Here is a 16,573-nt window from a genome sequence, read left to right as displayed (position 1 = left end):
AATGAACAGGAAAATGGAGGTTATGATGAAAAAGACTACCCTATTGGCGCTCATCGGCAGCAGCATGCTTTTCAGCTCGACCGGCTTTGCGGCCTACCGCGGACCCGAGGCCGGCGCGCCTCAGGATAAATCCCTGCGCCCTCAAAGAGCGGCCGCAATCGGCAATATGGCTGACGACACGAAGGTCGTGCTCGAGGGCCGGATCGTCAACCACCGCCGCGGCGACTGCTACACCTTCCGCGACCGCAGCGGAGAGACCCTGCTGGAAATCAGCAGAAAGGCCTGGAAGGGGCTCGACGTCGACGACCGCACCATCGTCAGGGTATTCGGCAAGACGGAGCGCCGGGGACGCATGAGCTGCGTGGAGGCACGGCGCATCGAACCGGCCGGGAAGGCACCGGGCTACAACGGCCCCGGGATCCGTCCTGAAATACGCCGTGACGGCCCCGGCACGCGGCGCTGAGAGATGATGAAACCGTAATAACATAAACCCATAAACCCGTTCAACAGATGAAACCGACACTGAAATCCTGGGCGACTCCTCTGGCAATAGGCGCCTTCATCATCTCCGGAGTTACAGGAGTGCTGATTTTTTTCGATATTGAAACGGGACTGGTCGAGCCTGTCCACAAGTGGCTGAGCTGGCTGCTTGTGGGCGGCGTTCTCGCCCATGTCCTCGCAAACCTGAAAGCATTCACGCACTACTTTTCCAAAAACACGGCACTCGCCATCATCGGAGCCTCAATGCTGGTCACGGCTGTCGCGGTGATGCCCTTCATCGGCGAAAACGACGGGGAACACCGGGAAAAGCGGGCAGCGCGCGCATCCATGAGGGCGCTTGAGTCCTCCTCACTCGAAACCCTCGCCCTCGTCATGAAGAAAACCCCGGACGAGCTTGAAGCGGAGCTTGCCCTGAAAGGCATGAAAGACTTCACCACGACGATGAGCATCGGCGAAATCGCCGCCGGCAACGGTGTCGAACCTGAAACCCTCCTTGCGGGAATGTTCTCCTCCGGGCACGAAAAAAGCGAACACCACGACAAGGACTGAGCTGAGATCCATGCGACTCCTGATCATTGAAGACGAACCCGGCATAGCCCGTTTTCTCAAGGACGGCCTCGAAGAGGAGAACTTCGCCGTCGACACCGCCTCCGACGGGGAAGAGGGGCTGGCCATGGCCATGACGAACGAGTACGACCTCTGCGTCATCGACTGGATGCTGCCCAAACTGAGCGGCATCGAGGTATGCCGACAGCTTCGCAAGGCGTCCGTCACGGTGCCGGTCATCTTCCTCACCGCCCGCGACGCCCCCGGCGACGTCGTCTTCGGACTGGAGGCAGGGGCCGACGACTACGTCAAGAAACCCTTCGCCTTCGAGGAGCTGCTGGCAAGAATCAGGACCCGGCTGCGCGGCGGCCCGGAGTCCGCCCGAGCGCTCAGTGCGGGGCCGCTTAGGCTCAATGCGGAAACGCACCGCGCGCACTGCAGCGATCGGGAGCTCAGCCTTACGCCGAAAGAGTTCGCACTGCTCGAATACCTCCTCCGGAACCTCGACCGGGTCTCGACGAGGAGCCGCATCATCGAACATGTCTGGGACATCCATTTCGACGCAGACACCTCGGTCATCGACGTCTATGTCAACTTCCTCCGCCGCAAGCTCGAAGCCGCGGGGTGCAGCGGACTGATCCAGACCGTGCGCGGCGTCGGCTACGTCATCCGTACACCCGAAGGCGGAAAGAAGGAGGAAACACGGCCATGAGCCTGCGGAACCGCATCGCGATCTACTACACCGCCGCAACGGCAGTGCTCGTCGCCCTGGTCTTCACCACGCTCTACGTCATGATCGACCGGGTCGTCTACAGCCATTACGACCATGAGCTTGCGAGCGTCTCGCAGAGGGCCCTCCGGCTCGCCTACGGCCGCCCGGGCGAGCACCACAGGGATAAGCCGTCCGATGACGATCGCCACGACAAGGATGATACGCGCCGGGAGCGCCGCCGGGAACCGCTGCGTCCGGAATTCATCCAGCTCAGTACAACTGAGGGCACGCCGCTGAGACGCACGGCGAACCTCGGCCTCATCGCCCTGCCGGTCGACACCACCGCATCCCGCCCGATCTTCTTCAATACGACGGCGGGCGGGCTTGAGCTACGCCTGCTGCAGCGTCCGCTTCATGCCTCCCCGGGCCAACCGGGCGGCTGGATCACGGTCGCGCGCCCGCTCGGCGACGCCATCGCGGTACTCGCCGACCTCCGCCGGGTGCTCCTGCTCTCGTTTCCGGCCATCCTCATCACCCTCTTCGCCCTCACCCGCGCCATTGCCGCCCGCAGCATCCGCCCGGTCGAAGAGGCGATCAGCACCGCGGAAAGCATAACAAGAGAGCATCTCGACCGGCGCATCCCCCTGCCCTCGAACCGCGACGAGCTCTACCGGCTCTCGGCCACCATCAACGCCCTGCTCGACCGGCTGCAGGAGGCCTTCGACCGCGAGAAGCAGTTCACCGCCGACGCATCGCACGAACTCAAGACCCCGCTGGCGGCCGTGCGCGGCACCCTTGAGGTCCTGATACGGCGGCCGAGGGAGCGTGAACACTACGAGGAGCGCATCCGCACCTGCCTCGATGAGCTGGAGCGCATGACGCAGCTCATCGAACAGCTGCTTCTTCTTGCACGGCACGACTCCACCCGTGAGGCAGCAGCACTCCGACCCATCGATATCGACGCCGTCATCGCCAGGGTGCTGCAGCGCCTGGGCCGGCACGCCATGGAAAGGGAGATCACCATCGACGTTGCCCGGGAAGGCGGCTGCATCGGCCTTGCCGACCCGGACATGCTCGCAATCATGCTCGAAAACCTCCTCACCAACGCCCTGAAATACTCTCCCCGGGGCTCCACCGTCACCCTCAGAAGCGGCACCCGGGACGGCAGGCCGTTCTGCACGGTGAGGGACGAGGGAGAAGGCATCGAAGAGAGCCGGCTGGAAGCGGTATTCGAGCGTTTCTACCGGATCGACCAGTCAAGAAGCAGCGAATCGGGGGGTTCCGGCCTGGGCCTGGCCATCGTCAGAAAGCTTGGGGACCTCCAGGGCATCACGGTTCGTGCTGAACACCACGAAGGAGAAGGCGCGACCTTCCGCATGCTCTTCCGGCAGGGGTAGGCGCCTCATGACCATGCAGGTGCGGAACTCTCGATGAACGAAGGTCGTTTGAGGAAAAGGCGGCCAGCTCCGCCGATGAATGCGGAACGACAACGACAACAATTCAAACAGGAGAGGGAACCATGGCACACCGGATCACAGAAGAGTGCACCTACTGCGGTGCATGCGAACCAGAATGTCCCGTAAGCGCAATTACGCCCGGAGAAGAGATCTATGTCATCGACGAGGATGTCTGCGTCGACTGCGTCGGCTACCACGACGAAGCGGCCTGCGTCGCCGTCTGCCCGGTCGACTGCATCTTCAAGGTATGAGAAAGCGCTACACAGAGAATAGAAAGCAGGAAAAGAAGCCGAGTTTTTTTTCGGGGCGGGAAATTATTTTATATTGACTGACTTGTCATGAATCGTTCTTTTTTATCTGTTTCACCAACTCTTAAGCGAGGAAGTCAATATGGCACTCTACATTACCGAAGAATGCACCTACTGCGGCGCCTGTGAGCCCGAATGCCCGGTCACCGCGATCTCCGCCGGCGACGACATCTACGTCATCGACGCAGCAACCTGCACCGAGTGCGCCGGCTACGCCGATGCTCCGGCCTGCGTTGCCGTCTGCCCTGCAGAGTGCATCGTCCAGGGATAAGTTCTCCCCGGGACCAGTAATGAAGGAAGCGGCCTCTCGGGGCCGCTTTTCTCTTTCCATTCGAAAGCCTCTTCTCTCTACGAGCACCCTCGCCCCTGTATTTCGCCCCCCCGTTCAGCCGATTTCGTAATCGACCACCGCGCGTGAAGCCGCAGCCCCGGCGATGAGCCGCCGCACCCGTTCATGCTCGGGATGGCGCTGGTAGGCGTCGAGCGCCGCCCAGTCGGGGAAATCGGAGACCAGGACCACATCGTGGGCATCCCCCGGACAGTTCCGGTCCACACCGGCCTCTAGCGACAGGATGCCGGGCACGAGATCACGAAGGCCCTCCAGCTCACGGACCAGTTTTTCCGCACAGGCCCTTCGGCCCATCCCGCAGGCGTCTTCCTTCAGACGCCACATGACGACGTGACGCACCATCACTCGACCCTCCCGGCATCGGTCCACCTGCCTCTATCGCTCTCCGTTCCGGCAGCCTCCGCGTAGCGTTTCAGCGACGGGCCCGGAGCGGCGAACGCCTTTTCGAACATATCCTCCGCCATCGACCAGCGGTCTCCACGGGCATTGAGCATCACCAGCAGCATGTCGCGGTCGTCCTTCCGGGCACGCGCGATCAGGCACTTGCCGGCACTCCTGGTGAACCCTGTCTTGATGCCGACGGCGTAAGGATAGCGGCCGAGAAGCTTGTTGTGGGTTCTCAGGAGGAAATACTTTCCGGAATGATGGTCGCGCACCACGATCGACTCCAGACCGGCGATCTCGTTGAACATCGGATTCCTGATGGCATACTCCGTCAGCGCGAGCAGATCCTCGGCCGTCGAGTAGTTGCCGCGATACCGGCCGGTATCGAACCCCGCAGGGTTCGTGAAGGTCGAGCTCTTCATGCCGATCATGCGGGCCCGGTAGTTCATGGCCTTGACGAAGGCAGGGACGCTGCCGCTCAGATGGATGGCGATGGCAAAAGCCGCATCGTTGCTGGAGCTGACCATGGAGGCCTTGACGAGGTCGATCAGCCGTATCCGGTCACCCGGACGGAACCCGGCTTTCGTGCGTTCGACCCAGGTGGCTTCGGCGGGAATGCGCACCTCCTGTTCGAGCTTGCCGCTCTCGAGGGCGATGACGCAGGTGAGGATCTTGGTGAGGCTTGCCGGCCTGATGATCCGGGAGGTATCCTTCGCCATGAAGACCCGGGAACAGCCGAGATCCTTGACGATGTAGGAATCGATGACGACAGGGCGTGCCGCCTCGGCGGGAGGACAGAAGGAAAGCAGCGAGAACATCGCCATAAGCACCACGAGGGCACCCGTCAATCCGAACCGCTTCATCATGCACTCTCCCTTATTGAATAAGAATTTGAAAGTATCGCAAAAACGGACGGCGAATCAAAACATTCCGGCAAAAAAAACCGTTCCCCTCAGCTACGCCGAACAGGACTCCCCCGCACCGCCAGAACCGGCTCTGCCGGAAGCAAGCGCCAGCAGCGACTGGTACTCCCTGACGTCGAGCAGCACCACGGCGCTTTTGCCGTGCTGGGTGAGCACGAGCGGCCGGCGCGTCTCCTTCACATGATCGACGAACGAAGCCGCATGCGCCCTGAACTCGGAAAGCGGCCTGATGTCCTCTTCAAGATTGATCCTCTCCATACCCTGCGGTCCCGTACTGTATTCAAAACACTATTCCATACATCCAATTGTACAATATTCTGTACATAAAACAAAAAAAAACGTGACCGGCCACCGTATGGGCCATCACGAGCGCCATGGAGCCTCAGCGCTCCGCAAAAAAGAGACGGACGGCAAGGCCGAGGAAAACCAAGGCCGAGAGACGAGGGAGGATGCGCCTGGCAGGCCCTGAACGGCGAAGGCCGCTGCCGGCATGGCCGGCAATGAGGCTGATGAGGATGAAGACGAGGAGTGCGGCCGCCATAAAAAGAAAGCCGAGCAGAAGCAGCTGCGGGACAAGCGGCCCCTTATTCGGATCGGCGAACTGCGGAAGGAAGGCGAGGAAGAAGAGGGAGACCTTCGGGTTGGAAAGATTCATGACGATCCCGCGCCGATACAGCCTGAACGGCGGGGCCGCGGCGGCGGCATCATGAGCGGACCCATCCTCCCCCGTGGCCCTGAGGGCGCTGTAGGCGAGAAAGAGAAGATAGAGCACACCCGCCCATTTCAGCAGGGTGAAGAGGAGGAGGGAACCGCGGACGAGGGCGGCAAGGCCCAGGGCGACGCCGAGCGTATGGAACAGGAGCCCCGTGCAGAGACCGAAGGTGACAAGTACGCCGGAACGCCAGCCGTGCCGAGCCGACTCGGCCATGACGAAGAGGTTGTCGGGGCCCGGGGAGAGCGAAAGCAGGACGGAAGCCGAGCAAAACACCCAAAGTTGCTGAATGTCGATCATCGGAGCAGAAAGAAATCAGGATGCAGGCTCACTCGCGGAGCGTTTTCTGACAGTAGACGACGTCGAACGATCGAGCGAACTTCTCCCCCACCCCTTGCAGCCGGCCGCACTCGACGAACCCGTGCTTCAAGTGGAAGCGGATGCTTCCGGGATTGAGCGAGGAGATGGAGGAGACGATCGTCGAGATTTCCATGGCCCGGGCTTCCGCCAGCAGGCGTTCGAGCAGGATTCCGCCGATGCCGCACCCGGTCCATCCGTCCCGGATGAAGCAGGTAAGCTCTGCGGTACGGCTGAATGCCGGAAGGGGGCTGTAGGGGCGGAGCATGCCGAAACCGACGGCATACCCATCATCCGGGGTTCTGGCCATGCAGGCGGGATAGCCTGCCGACGGGGCAAGAAACGATGCGGCCGAGCTGTACGGAAGCGGGCTGTCGGTATAGGCGCTGAAGCCGCTGTCGGTATAGTGGTTGAAGATGTCGAGCACCTCCCCGCCGTCGCCCTCACCGAGAGGCTCGAGCCGGACGTTCATGCGCTCCTGCGCGACTGGCCGGAAAGCTTGCCGCCGTAATGGCCGAGCAGCGTCACGACGGGGAGCATGGCAAGCAGCAGCAGGACATAGGCCCAGTGCAAAAGACCGGTGCCAGCCATGACGGAGGGATGCGAAAGCCGTATCGATACGGCCGCGACCGCCAGGGCGAACAGGACGGCTGAGAGGCGGAGCTTCTTCATGAAAACCGGAGCCTTCGCTCCCTTGTACTTCGTCTTCCAGTCGCGCACGCCGGAGAAGAACGAGACGGGGATGGCCAGGAGGGTTATGAGGATGAGGTGTTCGACCGTCCGCTCGAAAAAGACGCTGCCGCTCTGGAGGGTGAGCAGGAGATAGAGTACCGCGACGGGAATCAGGCCGTTGCTGAAATGGGCTGCGATGGCGTGCAGCATGAAGGTCTTTTTCATCTCCTGGAAAAGGCTCTGTCGTGCCATGGGCAATGCTCCTGTATCTGGGGGTTGAGGGAGGGCGGTCGGCGTGAAGAAACCGACGTTGCCAATGAAAATGTACGGAATATCAACCGCACTTTTCCCCCGTCCTGTTCCCATGTTTCCGATTTTCGTAGTATTTTAATGCGCCCGAGTATCCATTAATTCACCATCCCCACCGGGAGAGCATGTTCCGATCCCAGCCCCTGGCCAAAGCCGCTCTCGTCATCCGCTTCCTCAAGCCGGTCACCTGGATACCGGTCATGTGGAGCTTTCTTTGCGGCGCGGTTGCAAGCGGAGCGTTCGGCTTCGAAGACCTTCTGGGCAGGAAATTCATCCTCGGCATGCTGCTCACCGGCCCGCTGGCCAGCGGCACATGCCAGATGCTCAACGACTATTTCGACCGCGACCTCGACGGGATCAACGAGCCGGACCGCCCGATCCCGGGAGGGCTGATCTCGCTCGGAGGAGCCACGGCACTCATCGCCGTCTGGTCGCTTCTTTCCGTCGCTGCGGGTTGGCTGATCCACCCGCTCATCGGCCTCTACGTCATCGTGGGCATCGTCAACGCCCACCTGTACAGCGCCAATCCCATCAAGCTGAAAAAAAGGCTCTGGGCCGGCAATGTCATCGTCGCCGTCTCCTACCTCATCATTCCATGGATGGCCGGAGAGATCGCCTACAGCGGCACCCTCACCCTCCCGGCGCTCGCCCCGTCCCTCATCGTCGCCGGACTCTTCACGCTCTCGAGCACCGGAACGATGACCATCAACGACTTCAAGTCGATCGACGGCGACACGCTGGCCGGCATCCGCACGCTGCCGGTCGTCTTCGGCGAACGCGGCGCCGCGCTTATCGCCGCCGTCCTCATCGACTTCGGCCAGGTACTGGCCGCACTCTACGTGCTCCGGCTCGGCCAGCCCGTCCTTGCGGCACTGACGGCCGTGCTCATCCTGCCGCAGCTGCTGCTGCAGTTCCCCCTTGTCAGAACTCCGCGGGAGATGGACGTTCGCTACAACGCAATTGCGCAGAACTTCCTCGTCGCCGGCATGCTGGTATCCGCCCTGGCAATACGGGCTGCGAGGCCATGAGGTTCCGGCCCGAGCCCCTGGTTTCGGTCGTGATGGCGACCTACAACCGTGCCGGCCTCGTTGCAGAAGCCGTCGAAAGCGTCGTCCGGCAGAGCATCACCGGCTGGGAGCTCATCATCGTCGACGACGGCAGCACCGACGACACCTTCGATGCACTCTCTGCGTGGATTGAGCGCCACCCGGCCATCCGCTACATGAAACACAGCAACCGCAAAGCCGCGCTCTCGCGCAACGCCGGGATCCAGGCCTCGTTCGGCCGTTACGTCACCTTCCTCGACTCCGACGACCGATACCTCCCCCTTCACCTCGAAAGCCGCGTCCGGCTGATGGAGGGCCCCGACGCCCCGGACATGCTCAGCGGAGGGTTCAGCTGCCCGGAAGGAACCATGGTGCGGGACCGCAGCGACCCAGGGAAGCTCGTCGACGTAAGAGGCTGCATCGTGGGAGGAACGATGTTCGCCAGGCGCGAGGTGTTCCTCGACGTCGGCGGATTCCGCGCGCTCGACTATGCCGAGGACACCGATCTCTGGGAACGGGCTGCCGCGAAATGGAAGAGCATGAAGATCGAAACCCCCGAAACCTATCTCTACCGCCAGTCCCCGGACAGCATAACCCTCCGATACCAGAAGCCATGATCTCATCCGTTACCGTCTACTGCAGCTCGAGCGGCCGCGCACCGAAAGCGTATTTCGATGCTGCCGCCTCTCTTGGAAGAACGTTCGCCAGGGAGGGGATCGGACTGGTGTTCGGAGGTGGAAAGGTGGGTCTCATGGGATGCATCGCCGATGCGGTGATGGCGGGAGGCGGAACGGTCCGTGGCGTCATCCCGCGCTTCCTTGAAGAGCGCGAAGTGGCGCACTACGGACTGAGCGAACTCCTGGTGGTGGAGAGCATGCACGAACGGAAGATGAAACTCGCCGAGTGGGGCGACGCATACCTGATCCTGCCCGGCGGCTTCGGCACCCTCGACGAGCTTGTCGAAGTCATCACATGGCGCCACCTCGGCCACCACCGCAAACCCATCATCCTCCTCAACATGAACGGCTTCTGGGACCCCCTGCTGGGGTTCTTCCGGAGAATCGCACAGGAGGGAATGGTCGGAGCCGATTACGAGGACTACTTCACGGTCTGCAGCACCCCCGCTGAGGTCGAATGCCTCCTCATGGAACGAGAATCGCTCGCGGGAGAGAGACGATGAACGGATTCCAGACAGCCATGCTCCTGACGCTCCTTGCCGGGCTCTCGACCGGAATCGGCAGCGCCATGGCGCTCGTCGTCCGCCATACGAACAAGCGCTTCCTGGCCCTCTCGCTGGGATTTTCGGCGGGCATCATGCTCTATGTCTCGTTCATGGAAATCATGCCGCAGTCGGAAGCGGCACTGGCAGCTGACATGGCGGGAAAGGCAGGCTCATGGATTGCGACGATCTCGTTTTTCGGCGGCATGCTTTTGACCTGGGCGGTCGACCAGCTGGTTCCGAAATTCGAGAACCCGCACGAAATGTCGCTGATCGGGCCGATGAAAGGCGCCGGTGAGAGCGACGCGCGACTGCACCGAATGGGAATCGTCACGGCGGTGGCAATCGCCGTGCACAACTTTCCCGAAGGGATGGCCGTCTTCTTCAGCGCACTCTCCAACGAGCAGCTCGGCGCCGTCATCGCCGCCACCATAGCCCTGCACAACATCCCCGAGGGGATGGCGGTTGCCGTGCCGATCTATTTCGCCACAAAGAGCAGGAAACGGGCGTTCAGCCTCTCCTTCCTTTCCGGCCTGGCCGAGCCGCTCGGAGCGCTGATCGGATACACCGTACTCAAGCCCTTCCTCACGCCCTTCGTCTTCGGCATCGTACTGGCCTCGGTCGCCGGCATCATGGTCTACATTTCGCTCGACGAGCTGCTGCCCTCCGCCGAGGAGTACGGCGAGCACCATGTCGCCATCACCGGCCTCATCCTCGGCATGGCCGTGATGGCGCTGAGCCTCTTGCTGCTCGCCTGAAAACGACGGGCCGGCAGAAGAGGCCCGGCTCCCACGCCTCCATTCAGTGGCAGTCGTGTCCCTGGCAGGCCTGCTCAGCAGTGACCTTCACCAGCTCCCCGGCCTTGAAGCGGCCGAGAGCGTCGGCAAGCGTCGGCGAACCGTCCGCCAGATAGACGCCGATGCCCACCATCTGCATTTTCGTGGCGGCCCTGGCCCCGATCCCGTTGCAGATCACCGCATCCGCCCCCATCCCTGCGAAAGCGTCGGCCGGAGTACACTGGCCGTGGACGTGATCGCTGTTCGGGTTCGCAATGATGACGACCGCATCGGTATCGCTATCGGCAACCGCAAAAAACGGAGCGCTGCCGAAATGCTCGCACATCGCGGAAGCCATGCCGTTCTTCTCCTCGAGTGGAAGGACAACTTTCATTCGGCACCTCCTTCCGAGCCCTGATGTCCGGCACCGTGCAGATGGTCGTGATCGTGGTCATGGGCCGCACCGGCTCCGCGACCGAGCCCCTGGCCCTGTCCGAGACCCTGTCCGAGGCCCTCGCCCGAGCGGTTCAGGCCGGTACGCAGTCCGCGGCATCGCCCGCCGCCGCCCCGGCCTCCGCCGAACCCGCCTCCGGGCGTCGAGCGATGGATGTTCTCGCTGTTGCATGAAGGGCAGACGACAGGGCGCTGCACGCCGTGCTCGATGCTCCACTCATGGCCGCACGAAGCGCACCTGAAGATCCTTTTTTCAGTCATCATGATCGTTCCTCCTGTTATAGTTAACCCTTTTCCCGTAACCAGCATCTCCCCCACCTTCCGTCGGGCCGAGGCAAGGATGTTGCCGAAGGTCTGGCGGGAGACGTGCATCTGCCTGGCCGCCGACTCCTGGTAGAGCCCCTCGAAATCGGCCAGCCGCAGGGCCTCGAACTCGTCCAGCGACATTTCGATCTCCTCAAGCTCTTCGAGCGGAATACCCGCAGGCTTGAAGGCGAGAAACTCCGGATCGCATCCGATCTTGCGGCATTTTGTGGGTCGTGGCATAAACACTGCTCTCTACAGGTACGGAAAAACGCCAATGGTTTTTGGCATATGCTAATAACATACCACAAAAAAAGCCGCCTGTCAAGCAGGCGGCTGCATCTTTTTTGTTCCGGTACCCTGAAAACCGGAAGCGACCTCAGAACCGCTTTTGGTAGATGTGGCAATAGGGTTCGTGGCCGCTCTTTTCGTAATAGTCCTGATGGTACGGTTCCGCCTCCCAGAACCGCCCGGCCTTCTCGATCGAGGTCACGACGTCGTAGCCTTTGGCCTTGAGTTCCGCGACCAGCTTTTCGGCTACCCGCTTCTGCTCCTCGTCCCTGTAGAAGACCGCCGAGCGGTACTGGTTCCCGACGTCGGGCCCCTGCCGGTTCAGCTGGGTGGGGTCGTGGATTTCGAAGAAAAGCCTGGCGATGGTCTCATAATCCACCACCGACGGATCGTAGCTGACCTCTACGGCCTCGGCATGTCCGGTCGTTCCGCTGCACACCTCACGGTAGGTGGGGTTCTCCTTCGTGCCGCCGCTGTAGCCGGACACGACAGAGATCACGCCGTCGAGCTTTGCGAGCTGGTGCTCGACACCCCAGAAACAGCCGCCGGCGAAGACGGCCTTTGCCGTCTCAGGCTGTGGCACGGCGGCCGGCTGGAAATCGAGCGAGAGGGAGTTGACGCAGTGGCGGACGTTCTTCGGCGTCATCGACTCACCCGTAAAGACGTGGCCGAGATGCGCCCCGCAGTTCGAACAGACGATTTCGGTCCTGCGGCCGTCGGCATCGGGAACCTCGCCAACGGCGCCCTCAATGGCGTCGTCGAAGCTCGGCCACCCGGTTCCCGAATCGAACTTGTCCTGGGAACGGAAGAGCGGAGCGTCGCATCGACGGCAGTGGTACACGCCGGATTCGCTGTTTTTGTAGTACTTGCCGCTGAAGGGCATTTCAGTGCCCTTGTGCACGATGACGCGCTCTTCGTCGGGGGTAAGGGGATGGTATGGCATGGGGCACTCCTCTTCTCTATCGGCCGATTGCTCCACCTGCCACTGCGTGCTCTGAGGGCATCCTCCCGCAGAGAAAAGAACGACAAGAGCGAAAACGGGTATGAGCAGTACGGAAAGCGGTTGCATCGGCCGAATGCTGTTGACGGATATGGGTATACGACTTCAACAGCATTCAACCGAGGAAGAGCGCCGAGCGTTCCCGCAGGAGGAAGCTCAGACGGGGGATTTCAGCCGGTCTTCGAGACTGCCTTCACCCTCCTCCATCGGACGGGACGGCGGCTCTATCTGGCCCATGACGGCACCGGCAACCTTGGTGACGGCCGTACCGGCAGCGAAGATGCCGAGCCCCGCGACGGCAAGCCCGGCTACGCCGTGCACGATCGGCATGCCCAGCGGGAGGAGAAGTGCCGTGCCTGCGGCTCCGGCGACATTCTTGAGGTTCGGTTCAGGCAGGTTGATTTCCATTGTCTGCTATGATTTAGTTGAATCCATCGTTTTGACAAATCACTTCCAATCATTACTTTAACGAACCGCATTTCAAGCGGGGCAATTAGCTCAGTTGGTTAGAGCGCTTGCTTCACACGCAAGAGGTCAGAGGTTCGAATCCTCTATTGCCCACACCCGCACCAGTAAAGGCTCATCGGGAATCCAAAAGCCCAGCCCCCCCCCAAAAACAGCCCGAGGGAAATATAAGGGAAAATTTTGAGCCAAAATCCGACCCTCCCTTGAGGCATCCAAGGGCACCTGCAGTAGCACGATTTTTTCTTGATCCTCTCATCTGCATCGCATTGATTTCCCCCCCCGGAGGACTTGCCTAAGTCGGGAGCAGGGAAAAAGCATTCAAGAAAAATATACGAAATCAAGGCCCTACGCATCAACAGGTACGGCATGAATCCCCCCGCATTGTTTAATGCGCCAACCAATTGTTCAATAAACAAACCCTGCCGGCTATAACAATATCGCATAATGGCTTACAGACACCATAAAACCGACAGGTGACAGATAGGAGACAAAACAGAACTCCGTCGGCACGCCGGAGATCAGGCCGCAAGCTGCGCGGCGTCGAGACCTGGAGCCCCCCTTGCGCCAATTGATCCGCTACTGTGAGTCTCTTTGCGCTCATACTCATCGGGTCAAACGTCACCTATAACGTATTGTTCTCGCTCGCCAACCGCACCACGCCTAGAGGTACTGCTGGACAGCGTCTAAAATCACAGCTTTGTGCTTGTAGAGCTTATTAACGCTTGAAATGTCGAACTTTTGCTCACCGGCGGGCGCGAACACCGACACCGCCATACGGTTCTGGCCAAAGTAGAACCGACAGATAGGCCGACGATTGTTATCATCGAAGAGGATGGCACAGTAGCTCTTTGCATCCCGGATGGCAACGCGCTCGGGGTCTGTAATTTCAGCCGCGATAGCCCGAATGATGCGATGACCTGACAGCTCATCTTCAGTTGTTTCAATGCCGCTATCATCGACCTGCGCGGCGGCTATGAGTTCCCCAGAGGCTGGCGAAGGCGCCTCACCTTTATCTGTGTCCAGTGCGGATTTGAGCCGATCATTCACACGCTCCCGGACATACTCCCGAAGGGCAGCATGAACCAAACCTGTGAAATCCTCCCGAACTTGTTGGGTAAAGCGACCAGGGTAGACCTTTGCGGCGAAGTGTCTGACGAGATCCTCGCTCGGGCTTTCAAATTCCTTCCGAATTTCGGACATCAAAGCGCGATGAAATTTGAGCTTATTAGCCGTTCCGATGATGGTTTCAAGATCAAAGCCACTCCGTGTAAATTTCTTAAGTTCTTCAACCTGCGTTTCGGTGTAGGCCAAAAGATTGAATTCAAAAAACGGCCTGTCGTCCATCTTGTTGGCACTCTCCAGGTCCGAAAAGAACAAATACTTGACGCCATCAGTCAGAACACCAAACCGAGCGTCCGTAACCGCGAAATACCTAAACAGTTGTCCGGCGTGTTTTGCAGCGAGGTCGGCTCCGACGGCCTTGCATTCAATCAGAATCATAATCTGGCCATCTCGCTTGATGGCGTAATCGACTTTCTCGCCCTTCTTTACACCATGATCGGCGGTGAATTCAGGAACAACTTCATCAGGATTAAAGACGTCGTAGCCCAACGTCTGAAGGAACGGAAGGACGAAGGCTGTCTTCGCGGCCTCCTCAGTCATGACCATGTCTTTTTGCCGCGTAATGCGTAAAGCAAGGTCGTTGATCTTGTCGATTAGGTCCATTGTTTCGCCGTTGTTTTAGTTATGAGGGATCATCATACAAATTTCATTACCGGCCGGTACCGAACTCGCCACCATTGGCCTTCTTGCCGCCGAACGCTTAAATCAGGCGGCGCAGCTGTTTGCGCTCGCCTGCATTTATTTGTTAGCTCAAATCACACTGCCTTTGATCTGATGACGCTTCACATCGCGAGCCCCCGCACTTCGACTCGATGCTGTCGGGTCTGCACGACGGCACAACCATCAGCCGCGTAAATCGCCCGAATCGGGTCCCTCGCTGTTAGCTCCCCGACCTTCACACCGGCGTCTGTGAACCACTGGAATCGTTTGCTCGTGAGCAACCCAAACCCAGTCTGTGAGACAAGCAGCCGTCCCTGCTGAAAGACGTCAAGGAAGGCGGCCAGCTTCACCTTGTCTTCGACGACATAAAGTCGGGTGGGCGTGAGGAAGTATGTATATCGGCCGACCTCGACGATCTCGCTCGGGCATGTACCGATGTCGTACACCACCTCGGGCTGCCCCTCCCGTGAGACTAGGATTACCTTACCGGAGTAGGTTGCCAAGTAGGCCCTACGGTTAGCGGCAGCGAAGCTGGCCGCGTAGACCCAATCTTGAGGCGTCCCCCCGGTTATCATAACCTCCAGCCGGAGGCCCCCCGCCTCGATAACGTGGTCAGGAGCCGACCGGGCAAAATATGTAACATCGGATTCCTCGAACCCGAGCGTGTTCGGATCGACGCCGGTCAAAACCTCGAAAGCTTTGTTCAGCGCCTTCATCTTTTCGGCAGCAGCCGCATTGCCGGGATTGCGGTCAGGATGGTTGGCAAACGCCAATGCGCGGTACTTCCTCTTGATTTCTGCGGGATTGACGGGCAGAGACAGATCGAAAAGCCGAAGCGCCTCCTCAACCTCTTGACCTACTCCGAAGCGCTCGCTACGGCCTACGACACGCTTCCAACCTTCTTTAAGGGGCATCACGACACCCCACACCGCACGACCAGAGATCGTGCAACACCATGCCTCATCAGCAAGCGTGAAGAGGTACTGGTCTCCCTCGGGAGCAACATCTACGGCTCGCACCTGGGACTTGAACTCCCCCCAGTAGTTCGTGTCGATGGTCCGGAAATGGTCTACAACGCGAGGGTCCTCGCGCAGATAGGTCTCGGCTACGACGTTCAGCCCAGCGTCGTAGACGTGGAGAACCCCGCTGGAGTCCATGATTGCAATGCTGGAACCAGCGGCTCCAGCCCCCGTGCGATAGGCGTCATGGCGCAAGGCCTTCTCGCCGAGGAGGTGACCACACCGGTCGATTCGGCGAATCACGCTCTTCACCTCCAGCCGGCCCACGCTGGAACCAGAGCGGTCGAGTAGCCATGTGCCCGCCACATCGATGCCGGCAATGTCGAAGGCGGGCTCGAGCCGCTCATCGCCCTGAAGCTTTCGCTCACCAGCGAGCGTCCAAGGAGCAGCATCCGACACTGTGAACAGTGGCAGTGACGACGGGCTGGCAGCATCGATGGGGGTATAGTCGTGCTTTTTCCCCTCCTTGTTCATCTGGGCAAGGATTCGGTTGAAGCGCCGGTGATCGACGTCCTGGACATGATCGGGTACCATTTCGAACATCTCGACGCTTTGCTTCGCCGCAGCCGATAGCTGCCCAGACTTCATCCGCTGAATAATGCGCTTGGTGTAGGCCTTGGCGATGACATCTCCGACTCGTCCCTGCCGCTGCTCTGGGGAAAGGTCAGCGGCGAGCTTGACGACCTTGGTGTGTTGATTCTTAAATCCGGCCTGAATTACCGGGCCAATCGCAGGGTCATTGTACTCGCGGTGGAATTCGTCACGCCCATCGACCTCCCAAGTCGGCGGGGACGGCGGCAGGGGGATGTACTCTGCCTGCGACCAGTCGAGCTCGGTAGGCGGCTCCCGTCTGCCGGATGTTCTCTTGGAATCGGAGGCGAGGATCTCCAGTCCAGCGGATTCCTGGGGCGCTGTCATCTTTGCCTTTCCGAACAGTTTCGAGAGGAAGCTACGCATCCATTATCTCCATCTACTCATTCCTCGCTCCC

The 16,573-nt window shown here is 60.3% G+C and carries 22 protein-coding genes and 1 tRNA gene; 11 read left to right on the top strand and 12 right to left on the bottom strand.

All coding sequences use genetic code 11. The features are described 5' to 3' along the window. Positions 1 to 22 precede the first annotated feature (22 nt). From E0L29_RS09580 to E0L29_RS09555, 6 genes are all read left to right on the top strand, one after another. Positions 23 to 463, top strand: a complete 441-nt coding sequence (locus E0L29_RS09580; protein ID WP_165498879.1) for a NirD/YgiW/YdeI family stress tolerance protein — start codon at positions 23 to 25, stop codon at positions 461 to 463. A gap of 47 nt (positions 464 to 510) precedes the next feature. Beyond that, positions 511 to 1,050, top strand: coding sequence for a DUF4405 domain-containing protein (locus tag E0L29_RS09575; protein WP_131358216.1), 540 nt, complete (start codon positions 511 to 513; stop codon positions 1,048 to 1,050). Positions 1,051 to 1,060: 10 nt separating this feature from the next. After that, positions 1,061 to 1,759, top strand: coding sequence for a response regulator transcription factor (locus E0L29_RS09570; protein ID WP_131358214.1), 699 nt, complete (start codon positions 1,061 to 1,063; stop codon positions 1,757 to 1,759). Further along, positions 1,756 to 3,156: an ATP-binding protein gene (locus E0L29_RS09565; protein WP_131358212.1), complete on the top strand. Its 1,401-nt coding sequence runs from the start codon at positions 1,756 to 1,758 to the stop codon at positions 3,154 to 3,156. Before E0L29_RS09570 ends, E0L29_RS09565 begins: the two co-directional genes overlap by 4 nt. A 122-nt stretch (positions 3,157 to 3,278) precedes the next feature. Further along, a complete protein-coding gene (locus E0L29_RS09560; protein WP_131358210.1) occupies positions 3,279 to 3,467 on the top strand; it encodes a 4Fe-4S binding protein in 189 nt (62 codons plus the stop codon). A gap of 139 nt (positions 3,468 to 3,606) precedes the next feature. Beyond that, a complete protein-coding gene (locus E0L29_RS09555) occupies positions 3,607 to 3,795 on the top strand; it encodes a 4Fe-4S binding protein (protein ID WP_011889989.1) in 189 nt (62 codons plus the stop codon). A 114-nt stretch (positions 3,796 to 3,909) separates the two neighbouring features. Here the strand turns inward: E0L29_RS09555 and E0L29_RS09550 are convergent, their stop codons facing one another. The 6 genes from E0L29_RS09550 to E0L29_RS09525 form a co-directional block, all read right to left on the bottom strand. Further along, positions 3,910 to 4,215 carry a Dabb family protein gene (locus tag E0L29_RS09550; RefSeq protein WP_131358208.1) on the bottom strand — a complete coding sequence of 102 codons (306 nt, stop codon included), beginning with the start codon at positions 4,213 to 4,215 and terminating at the stop codon, positions 3,910 to 3,912. Next, on the bottom strand, positions 4,215 to 5,123 hold the full coding sequence (locus E0L29_RS09545; RefSeq protein WP_242664357.1) for a D-alanyl-D-alanine carboxypeptidase: 909 nt from the start codon (positions 5,121 to 5,123) through the stop codon (positions 4,215 to 4,217). The genes E0L29_RS09550 and E0L29_RS09545 overlap by 1 nt, the downstream gene beginning before the upstream one ends. 90 nt (positions 5,124 to 5,213) lie before the next feature. Then, complete coding sequence (locus E0L29_RS09540) at positions 5,214 to 5,438, bottom strand: type II toxin-antitoxin system Phd/YefM family antitoxin (protein WP_131358206.1); 225 nt, start codon at positions 5,436 to 5,438, stop codon at positions 5,214 to 5,216. Between the two features lie 124 nt (positions 5,439 to 5,562). Continuing rightward, positions 5,563 to 6,192 carry a LysE family translocator gene (locus E0L29_RS09535; protein ID WP_131358204.1) on the bottom strand — a complete coding sequence of 210 codons (630 nt, stop codon included), beginning with the start codon at positions 6,190 to 6,192 and terminating at the stop codon, positions 5,563 to 5,565. Positions 6,193 to 6,220: 28 nt separating this feature from the next. Further along, positions 6,221 to 6,721 carry a GNAT family N-acetyltransferase gene (locus E0L29_RS09530; protein ID WP_131358202.1) on the bottom strand — a complete coding sequence of 167 codons (501 nt, stop codon included), beginning with the start codon at positions 6,719 to 6,721 and terminating at the stop codon, positions 6,221 to 6,223. Next, positions 6,718 to 7,173, bottom strand: a complete 456-nt coding sequence (locus tag E0L29_RS09525) for a hypothetical protein (protein WP_131358200.1) — start codon at positions 7,171 to 7,173, stop codon at positions 6,718 to 6,720. The genes E0L29_RS09530 and E0L29_RS09525 overlap by 4 nt, the downstream gene beginning before the upstream one ends. Before the next feature lie 182 nt (positions 7,174 to 7,355). Here E0L29_RS09525 and chlG point away from each other — a divergent pair, with 182 nt between their 5' ends. Genes chlG through zupT form a run of 4 tightly spaced genes read left to right on the top strand, consistent with a single transcriptional unit; the run spans position 7,356 to position 10,253 of the window. Then, positions 7,356 to 8,258: a chlorophyll synthase ChlG gene (gene chlG / locus E0L29_RS09520; RefSeq protein WP_131358198.1), complete on the top strand. Its 903-nt coding sequence runs from the start codon at positions 7,356 to 7,358 to the stop codon at positions 8,256 to 8,258. Continuing rightward, positions 8,255 to 8,893 (top strand): glycosyltransferase family A protein, encoded by a 639-nt coding sequence (locus E0L29_RS09515; protein WP_131358196.1) that lies wholly within the window; start codon positions 8,255 to 8,257, stop codon positions 8,891 to 8,893. The genes chlG and E0L29_RS09515 overlap by 4 nt, the downstream gene beginning before the upstream one ends. After that, a complete protein-coding gene (locus E0L29_RS09510) occupies positions 8,890 to 9,456 on the top strand; it encodes a TIGR00730 family Rossman fold protein (protein WP_131358194.1) in 567 nt (188 codons plus the stop codon). The genes E0L29_RS09515 and E0L29_RS09510 overlap by 4 nt, the downstream gene beginning before the upstream one ends. Then, a complete protein-coding gene (zupT, locus tag E0L29_RS09505; protein ID WP_131358192.1) occupies positions 9,453 to 10,253 on the top strand; it encodes a zinc transporter ZupT in 801 nt (266 codons plus the stop codon). Before E0L29_RS09510 ends, zupT begins: the two co-directional genes overlap by 4 nt. 43 nt (positions 10,254 to 10,296) lie before the next feature. On the opposite strand, the gene E0L29_RS09500 is transcribed toward zupT, so the two are convergent. The 4 genes from E0L29_RS09500 to E0L29_RS09485 form a co-directional block, all read right to left on the bottom strand. Beyond that, entirely contained in the window at positions 10,297 to 10,665 is a 369-nt protein-coding gene (locus tag E0L29_RS09500) for a NifB/NifX family molybdenum-iron cluster-binding protein (RefSeq protein ID WP_131358190.1), read from the bottom strand. Then, on the bottom strand, positions 10,662 to 11,270 hold the full coding sequence (locus E0L29_RS09495; RefSeq protein ID WP_131358188.1) for a DUF134 domain-containing protein: 609 nt from the start codon (positions 11,268 to 11,270) through the stop codon (positions 10,662 to 10,664). The genes E0L29_RS09500 and E0L29_RS09495 overlap by 4 nt, the downstream gene beginning before the upstream one ends. 136 nt (positions 11,271 to 11,406) lie before the next feature. Next, complete coding sequence (locus E0L29_RS09490; RefSeq protein ID WP_131358186.1) at positions 11,407 to 12,261, bottom strand: bifunctional methionine sulfoxide reductase B/A protein; 855 nt, start codon at positions 12,259 to 12,261, stop codon at positions 11,407 to 11,409. Between the two features lie 213 nt (positions 12,262 to 12,474). Further along, entirely contained in the window at positions 12,475 to 12,726 is a 252-nt protein-coding gene (locus E0L29_RS09485) for a hypothetical protein (RefSeq protein WP_131358184.1), read from the bottom strand. A gap of 79 nt (positions 12,727 to 12,805) precedes the next feature. Here E0L29_RS09485 and E0L29_RS09480 point away from each other — a divergent pair. After that, a tRNA-Val gene (locus tag E0L29_RS09480) sits at positions 12,806 to 12,879 on the top strand. 564 nt (positions 12,880 to 13,443) lie between these two features. Here E0L29_RS09480 and E0L29_RS09475 read toward each other — a convergent pair. Continuing rightward, a complete protein-coding gene (locus tag E0L29_RS09475; RefSeq protein WP_131358181.1) occupies positions 13,444 to 14,508 on the bottom strand; it encodes a type I restriction endonuclease in 1,065 nt (354 codons plus the stop codon). Between the two features lie 179 nt (positions 14,509 to 14,687). Continuing rightward, complete coding sequence (locus E0L29_RS11590; RefSeq protein WP_207387782.1) at positions 14,688 to 16,541, bottom strand: J domain-containing protein; 1,854 nt, start codon at positions 16,539 to 16,541, stop codon at positions 14,688 to 14,690. Positions 16,542 to 16,573: the final 32 nt, after the last annotated feature.

The sequence above is a fragment of the Chlorobium sp. N1 genome, assembly GCF_004332115.1.
Taxonomy (GTDB): domain Bacteria; phylum Bacteroidota; class Chlorobiia; order Chlorobiales; family Chlorobiaceae; genus Chlorobium.
The sequence above is the reverse complement of the archived record's forward strand: the minus strand, read 5'-3'. Positions and strand labels throughout refer to the sequence as shown.

Bases quoted from the DNA above. Each gene is read 5' to 3' on its own strand.
- E0L29_RS09500 (WP_131358190.1), bottom strand. From the start codon at position 10,665: ATGAAAGTTGTCCTTCCACTCGAGGAGAAGAACGGCATGGCTTCCGCG.
- E0L29_RS09510 (WP_131358194.1), top strand. From the start codon at position 8,890: ATGATCTCATCCGTTACCGTCTACTGCAGCTCGAGCGGCCGCGCACCG.
- E0L29_RS09565 (WP_131358212.1), top strand. From the start codon at position 1,756: ATGAGCCTGCGGAACCGCATCGCGATCTACTACACCGCCGCAACGGCA.
- E0L29_RS09495 (WP_131358188.1), bottom strand. From the start codon at position 11,270: ATGCCACGACCCACAAAATGCCGCAAGATCGGATGCGATCCGGAGTTT.
- E0L29_RS09535 (WP_131358204.1), bottom strand. From the start codon at position 6,192: ATGATCGACATTCAGCAACTTTGGGTGTTTTGCTCGGCTTCCGTCCTG.
- E0L29_RS11590 (WP_207387782.1), bottom strand. From the start codon at position 16,541: ATGCGTAGCTTCCTCTCGAAACTGTTCGGAAAGGCAAAGATGACAGCG.
- E0L29_RS09570 (WP_131358214.1), top strand. From the start codon at position 1,061: ATGCGACTCCTGATCATTGAAGACGAACCCGGCATAGCCCGTTTTCTC.
- E0L29_RS09580 (WP_165498879.1), top strand. From the start codon at position 23: ATGATGAAAAAGACTACCCTATTGGCGCTCATCGGCAGCAGCATGCTT.
- E0L29_RS09555 (WP_011889989.1), top strand. From the start codon at position 3,607: ATGGCACTCTACATTACCGAAGAATGCACCTACTGCGGCGCCTGTGAG.
- E0L29_RS09550 (WP_131358208.1), bottom strand. From the start codon at position 4,215: ATGGTGCGTCACGTCGTCATGTGGCGTCTGAAGGAAGACGCCTGCGGG.
- E0L29_RS09560 (WP_131358210.1), top strand. From the start codon at position 3,279: ATGGCACACCGGATCACAGAAGAGTGCACCTACTGCGGTGCATGCGAA.
- E0L29_RS09575 (WP_131358216.1), top strand. From the start codon at position 511: ATGAAACCGACACTGAAATCCTGGGCGACTCCTCTGGCAATAGGCGCC.
- E0L29_RS09485 (WP_131358184.1), bottom strand. From the start codon at position 12,726: ATGGAAATCAACCTGCCTGAACCGAACCTCAAGAATGTCGCCGGAGCC.
- chlG (WP_131358198.1), top strand. From the start codon at position 7,356: ATGTTCCGATCCCAGCCCCTGGCCAAAGCCGCTCTCGTCATCCGCTTC.
- E0L29_RS09515 (WP_131358196.1), top strand. From the start codon at position 8,255: ATGAGGTTCCGGCCCGAGCCCCTGGTTTCGGTCGTGATGGCGACCTAC.
- E0L29_RS09525 (WP_131358200.1), bottom strand. From the start codon at position 7,173: ATGGCACGACAGAGCCTTTTCCAGGAGATGAAAAAGACCTTCATGCTG.
- E0L29_RS09490 (WP_131358186.1), bottom strand. From the start codon at position 12,261: ATGCCATACCATCCCCTTACCCCCGACGAAGAGCGCGTCATCGTGCAC.
- E0L29_RS09540 (WP_131358206.1), bottom strand. From the start codon at position 5,438: ATGGAGAGGATCAATCTTGAAGAGGACATCAGGCCGCTTTCCGAGTTC.
- zupT (WP_131358192.1), top strand. From the start codon at position 9,453: ATGAACGGATTCCAGACAGCCATGCTCCTGACGCTCCTTGCCGGGCTC.
- E0L29_RS09545 (WP_242664357.1), bottom strand. From the start codon at position 5,123: ATGATGAAGCGGTTCGGATTGACGGGTGCCCTCGTGGTGCTTATGGCG.
- E0L29_RS09475 (WP_131358181.1), bottom strand. From the start codon at position 14,508: ATGGACCTAATCGACAAGATCAACGACCTTGCTTTACGCATTACGCGG.
- E0L29_RS09530 (WP_131358202.1), bottom strand. From the start codon at position 6,721: ATGAACGTCCGGCTCGAGCCTCTCGGTGAGGGCGACGGCGGGGAGGTG.